Here is a 5,254-nt window from a genome sequence, read left to right as displayed (position 1 = left end):
GATCGTTCGCCGTAGCCGGCACCGCACATCGAGTCGGCTTCGTTGCTCATCAGGGCTTTGATGAAGGTGGACATCATCTCGCGCAGCAGGTCCGGGCTCGCGACGGCGAGTTGGTCCGACAGCATCTTGGACGGGTCGATAGGCTGGACAGAGGTCATCGCGTGAACTTTCTTTCCTTCAAGTGACTTGCCGGTCTTTTGAAGGATCACGCGGTGACCACCCCCTATCCGGCTACGACACGCCCGCACTTTGCTGGCGTCCGGCCATACACCATCCTGCTGGACTCAACCGTACAAACTTGACCGTGTTCTCAGGGATGCCAAGCCAATGCGATAGCTTGGCATCGTTTCGATACAACGTGCCGTTGTTGCACTTGGCTCGCAACACGGTTGCGTGCTGTTGGTCGGTAGGCACGGCCTACCTCCTATCGGTGAATATCTGCGACGTTCGCAGGTGATGAAGGTCAGCACGGCTGACCTATGGATAAGCGGCCCCGCTAAGGGCCGCTATATTCTTCCCGTCTCCGGTGGAGCACGGCTCCACTAAAAGGTTATGGAGTGGGTTAATAAGTGGTGAGGTACGAACTACTTATATAAGGGGTGACACGTGACAGTGACACCGACTCTGACCTGCGGTAATGATGGCTGAGTGTCACAGCCGGCGTGACACTCCTACCCCTTCTGACCTGCGGTTTCCCTCGCAGGTGTCACAACCCGTGTCCAGGTGGTTCCTGAACGATTCACCAACTTACTCAGTGACCCACCGCTCAGAGAATTCCGGTGCGTTCCAGCCGAGTGCGTAGGGAACTCCTTAGCTAGTGCATCCGCAGCAGCCCGGAGGGATTTACCTTGGCAGTTATCAACAACCCAGTTCGCCATATCTGCGTTAGCGTCAAGGGTTGTCTTGGTCCGGTCTTGTTTCTTAACGGCCTCTACCGTGGTCGATTCCCACGCTCCACGGTTCAACACCTTGAAGTTCGGACCAGCCATCGGCGCGGCAACCAACTGTTGCGGTTGCTCCAATCGGTTACCTCGAATAATCATCGCGGTATTGCCGCCGCGTAGACCCTTACGGTTCGTCTGCCGAACTTGTATCCATTGCCGAGACTTCTGCACGATAACCGACGACCCCATAGGGTTAGCTCCGGTCGCCGAGAATCCGTGTTCTGATTCGTGATGTAGTAGCACGGTTGGGATACCCTGGGAGTTCAGCTTAGCCATAGCATCGAACACGACCGTGCACCGTTCCGACGAATTCGTGTCTCCAGTCAACCCCATAAGGTTGTCCAAGACGACGAAGTTGTTCCCGTTAGCGACAACCTCATCGGCGAACAATTCCCAGCGGGTCGGGTCGAGAGTTAACGCACCTTCGAACAGGTCGACCTCATCACCCGTAGGGTTCGGAATCGTCTCGAAAATCTGCTCTCCGTAGTCCTGCAATGTGCCGGGGTCGGTGCTTACGATCGCGGGCCGCCACAGTTTCGACTTATCGACCGGTTGCATACCGAGGAATTCTCGACCGTCAACCAGCAACGACGAAACCATAGACGAAACCAAGTACGACTTGCCGACATTCGACTTACCGTAGATCAGTGTTACCGAAGAACAGATAGTGTCTTTGAATACCCAGCGTTCCGACTGCTGAGACATCCGGTACGCCTCTCCTAACGAATACCGCTTGAAAACTTGCCGGGTACTGATATCAATGTCTGTCACACTAGGCTCAATTCGCTTTGATGGTTCTTCTTCGCTTCCCGGATGACTGCCCGCCCCCACGAATCGGAGCGGGCGAACCGAGCTCCGAGAGCGCTACCGGTGATGCCTGGTTCCGCCAGCGCCACCCGCAGCGCTGCCGCCCGTGGGGTTTCCGTTCCGGCCGTGCCGGCCGGAACGGCCGGTCGGGGTTCTTCCAGTTCTTCCGCAGGTTCGTCTACCGGCTCCGGCTCTAGCGGAAGCGGTTCCGGCTCAGCGGTACCGCGCAGGCGTAGCAGCTCCTCGAAAGCGAGTGCCAGCGCTACCGCAGGCCATGCCGCTACCGCAGCGGACAACCATCCGGAAGACACCGCCGGTAGGAACGGCACCAACACGTTTGCGGCCACCGAGACCACGAGACCGGTACCAAGAGAAAGCTTGGTCATCGGGTGTACTGGCTCCCGGTTCCGCTTCGAACGGAACGCGGACAACGATGCGGCAATCACCAGACCGTCTACCGACAACGGGAGCAACCATGCCCGCCAGTGCTCGCCGGATATTTCCGCCACCGTGTACAGGTGCTCATACGACACAACCGCAGCAACTACCGCTACCGCTGCAACCGCTATCGCGGTTATCCGATTCATTTGTGGTTCTCCAATAAATAAAAAGGGGACCGCTTAGCGGTCCCCTCGGGAGCTATTCAGGTACGACGATCGTCACTCGTCGTACCGGACGTACAAACTGTCCCAATCACCAGCCATGCCAGCGCTACGCAACCACGCCACATCAGTAGCGGACGGGGGCTGAGGCACCGCCGATTCAGGAACCGGCACAGCCCACGGCTTAGCGTCCTCTAGACGTGTCACAGCACGAATACTGACACCGGCCTTACGAAGTGCCAGCCAATCGAACCCGATTCGCTCGACGCGCTCCCCGGCGTGGTTTTCGTGGTCTACCAACAGTCGTAGAACACTGTCACGGCTGTTACCGCATACCCCGGCAAGTTTCGCCGCGACGTGTAGCGGATTGATTAGCGCAGTCAGTTTGGCGAGCGCCGAATTAGCGTCTGTCCATGCTTCCTGAATCTTCTTTGGCATATCGAACACCTCAGTCATTGGTAGCGCAGGGTCGACAACCTCAGCCGCCTTGTCGAACCGTTCAGCTTCACGGTTGAACTCGGATGCAAGCTGTTCCCACACGTCACCGGACACGCCGTCGTAGATACGCCGCAATGCGGCATAAGAAACCCGATTCAATTCCTCTGTCTGATTGGCACTATTTACAGCCTCAGCGGCAGCCATTAGACGGAGCTCGATAAGCTCATCGTCGGTAATCGCAACGCTTGGATCGGAAACCGCGGAGTTGAGCTTAGCTCGATACACATAGCTGTCACCAAACACCAGCGCCTTCCGGCGCTTTACTTCAGCGTATTCCGCCGGAAGTTCAACACCAGCATCGGTAAGAGTTTTGATGTCGATATCCCACAGCGTGTAATTGACGCTCATTCGTGATTCTCCTTTTGAGATAGCAAAGGACCGCCCACCGTGGACGGTCCCGAATTGGGGTTTAGTCAGTTCTGGAAATTGTGGTTAAGGTCGCCAGGTCCGGCCGCGTGGAATTCGGGGCTAACCGGTGTAGCGCTAGGTTCATGCTCCGGCACCGGTTCGGTATTCAATGCTTTTTCAAACCCCCGAGCCCATTCCTTACGTGCAGCGGCAGCCGACATTAGATCGTCTCCGTCGGTTACTTCAACCTCCGGATGCCCCAGGTAACCCCGGACCTTCGCCGCTGTGGTGTCCTGCGGGATACCCAACAGCCGCGCAGCTTCGTCACTTCGCATTGTCTAATTCTTTCTGTCGTTCGATTTTGAAGGCTTCGAACTCTTCCCATTTGTCTTCTGCATGGTCTAGGAACTGGCGTAAGTCCGAGGGGCTAACCCGGATGCTCGTACCGGTCCTACAGTCGTATATTTTGAACGAACTTGTACCCCGAGCCTTACTAGGTTTCCGCCAGCACAACAGCACTCGCGGTCCTTCTGCTGTCACCGGACATCCGTTCTGGGGTCGGTCCATAAAGCATCCGGCGAGTCCGGTCGGCGGTAGCGTCGGAACCAAAGTTCTCTAACCTCCGCTTCGGTGCGGAGACCAGCCCGATACTCTTTAGAATCCGGTTCAGCGTTAGCAAATACCTTCGCGATATACCGTTCATGATTAGCGCGCCAACACTGATACGCCGCTTCTTGTTCTTTCGAGGTGCGTGCATTCCAGTGGTCTCGGAACTCTGTCACTGTCGCCCTCGGTTCCTACGCTTAGCTCTTAGCTCGCGTCGGTTCTCCTGAGCCTTAAGCCTCTTTTGATACCCGATGTCGTGTTTCTGCTTAGACATGTTCAACCCTTCCTGTGACAGTCACGCTTAGCGTGCTTCTGAACTTCACTAACCGTGCCTCCGTGACTCACGTACCAATCAAGGCACCAAGGGCACTGAGATGAACCGGCTAACGGTTCCAACCGGCACCGGCGACACTTTTTGTGTCGCCTGGTTTCTGTGGGTTCACCACAACCGCATCGGTCTACTTCACTCATTCATCCGTTCTCCAGACATAAAAGAAGGCCCCATAAGGGCCTCTAGATTGGCCGTAGACGGCCTAGAACTACTCGGGGCTACTCCGGGTCTATATCTGCCAGCGACAGCCCTAATCGGTCTAGCGTTTCTTTCATCCGCCGGTGTTCTTCGCGGCGTCGCTTGCGGTACCGCGCTTGTGCTTCTCGTGAGCAGTAGATACAACCGCCTCCGGGGCGGTAGTCCTGCGGGCCGTAATGTTCGTGTCGCGTACACGCGGCAGCCATTTAGTCACCTTCTCTCGATACGTAGGGCCTACATGAAGTAGGACAAACAAAAACCCCGCAGTTTCTACGACTGCGGGGTATTCATTAAGAACCGGGGACCGTCAGAGAGGAGAACGGTCCCGTTCTCGACCGTTAGACGGAAGAACCACCGAGCACCTAACGGGAGTCTGCAAGAGGAGGGCCCTTGGCTGCCTCTATATGACTAAGCCTGCGAATTTTCTTCGTGAGACCAGATTGTGACGGAGGTCATTGGTCGGCACGCCGTAACTCACTCACCCGCCTATGTAACTAAGGGTGCGAATCTCACCGGCTCTATATGACTAAGCCTCACATTTTTTCCCCGCTCACATGACTAAGGGTGAGTATCCGCAGGTCACCGGATAGATTGTGAGGTAAATCACTTTATGAGAGCCGACTCTTAGGGTCGGCCTCTACCCGCCCCACAGCGAGCCTTCGAGGCTCGCCGGTCAAGTCCAAGCGGGTGGTGTATCGGGGTGATTTCCGCGTGATCCTGTTCGATCAGGCGGTCAGTGCGGGGGTGGGGTCCTCCTGTTCGTCGGTGGGGTCGGCGAGGCCGCGGGAGCGGGCCAGCACGTCCAGGCCGAGGTAGCGGCGGCCTTCGATCCATTCATCGTGTTGCTCGGCCAGGACGGCGCCGACGAGCCGGATGATGGCTTGGCGGTCGGGGAAGATGCCGACAACGTCTGTGCGCCT

5 protein-coding genes and 1 pseudogene are annotated in these 5,254 nt (G+C 56.9%); all 6 read right to left on the bottom strand.

The window, feature by feature from the left end:
• Positions 1–158: pseudogene (locus A5789_RS36090) on the bottom strand (IS256 family transposase); the annotation flags it as partial.
• Between the two features lie 513 nt (positions 159–671).
• Positions 672–1,715 carry an AAA family ATPase gene (locus tag A5789_RS36085; protein WP_082941042.1) on the bottom strand — a complete coding sequence of 348 codons (1,044 nt, stop codon included), beginning with the start codon at positions 1,713–1,715 and terminating at the stop codon, positions 672–674.
• On the bottom strand, positions 1,712–2,338 hold the full coding sequence (locus A5789_RS36080) for a DUF2637 domain-containing protein (protein WP_082941041.1): 627 nt from the start codon (positions 2,336–2,338) through the stop codon (positions 1,712–1,714). Before A5789_RS36080 ends, A5789_RS36085 begins: the two co-directional genes overlap by 4 nt.
• Before the next feature lie 72 nt (positions 2,339–2,410).
• A complete protein-coding gene (locus tag A5789_RS37040; protein ID WP_155525980.1) occupies positions 2,411–3,199 on the bottom strand; it encodes a hypothetical protein in 789 nt (262 codons plus the stop codon).
• Between the two features lie 65 nt (positions 3,200–3,264).
• Positions 3,265–3,534 carry a hypothetical protein gene (locus A5789_RS37035; RefSeq protein ID WP_155525981.1) on the bottom strand — a complete coding sequence of 90 codons (270 nt, stop codon included), beginning with the start codon at positions 3,532–3,534 and terminating at the stop codon, positions 3,265–3,267.
• 1,525 nt (positions 3,535–5,059) lie between these two features.
• The coding region (locus A5789_RS29320) for a transposase (protein ID WP_197516765.1) at positions 5,060–5,254 on the bottom strand (195 nt) is incomplete at its 5' end.

The sequence above is a fragment of the Nocardia sp. 852002-51101_SCH5132738 genome (assembly GCF_001665695.1).
Classification (GTDB): Bacteria; Actinomycetota; Actinomycetes; order Mycobacteriales; family Mycobacteriaceae; genus Nocardia; species Nocardia nova.
This window is presented reverse-complemented; position numbering and strand designations above follow the sequence as displayed.

Coding starts and splice junctions, on each gene's coding strand:
- A5789_RS36080 (WP_082941041.1), bottom strand. CDS start 2,338: ATGAATCGGATAACCGCGATAGCGGTTGCAGCGGTAGCGGTAGTTGCT.
- A5789_RS37040 (WP_155525980.1), bottom strand. CDS start 3,199: ATGAGCGTCAATTACACGCTGTGGGATATCGACATCAAAACTCTTACC.
- A5789_RS37035 (WP_155525981.1), bottom strand. CDS start 3,534: ATGCGAAGTGACGAAGCTGCGCGGCTGTTGGGTATCCCGCAGGACACC.